Source organism: Pseudomonas sp. FSL R10-1339 (assembly GCF_009600545.1).
Classification (GTDB): domain Bacteria; phylum Pseudomonadota; class Gammaproteobacteria; order Pseudomonadales; family Pseudomonadaceae; genus Aquipseudomonas; species Aquipseudomonas bubulae.
Genome location: NZ_WIVQ01000259.1, coordinates 1 through 552 on the forward strand (window position 1 = coordinate 1; position 552 = coordinate 552).

The window sequence follows — 552 nt, forward strand, 5'->3', positions numbered from 1 at the left end:
ACATTTCGATCGCGTGAGAGTTAGACATAAGCCGTTACCCGCGTTTGAAGGTCCGGGGTTTGCTGTTCGATAAAGTATTTGCGCAACAGGTTTTGCGCGCACAGCAAGCGGTATTCCTTGCTGGCGCGAAAGTCCGAGAGCGGGCTGAAATCCTGCGACAAGGCGTTGCAGGCTCGCTCCACCGTTGCGTTGTTCCAGGGCGCGTTGTGCAAGACCGCCTCGCAGGCGCTGGCGCGTTTGGGCGTGCCTGCCATGCCGCCGAAGGCTATGCGGGCGTCGATCACCACGCCGTTTTCGATGTGCAGATTGAACGCAGCGCACACGGCGCTGATGTCGTCATCAAGACGCTTGGAGATTTTATAGGCGCGAAAAAAATGGCTGGCCTTGGCGCGCGGGATGACGATTTTCTCGATGAATTCGCCTTCAGCTTGGGCGGTCACCCGGTAGTCCAGAAAGTAATCTTCCAGCGCCAGCGTGCGACGTGTAGCCCCTTTGCGTAAAACCAGTTGTGAGCCGAGGGCAATCAGCAGAGGTGGCGAATCACCAATGGGC

Annotated in this window: 1 protein-coding gene; it reads right to left on the reverse strand. The window is 57.8% G+C overall.

Translation table 11 applies throughout. The features are described from left to right. Window positions 1-20 precede the first annotated feature (20 nt). Window positions 21-552, reverse strand: a 532-nt coding sequence (locus tag GHO03_RS24715; RefSeq protein WP_178110384.1) for an FAD binding domain-containing protein, incomplete at its 5' end; no start/stop codon positions are given.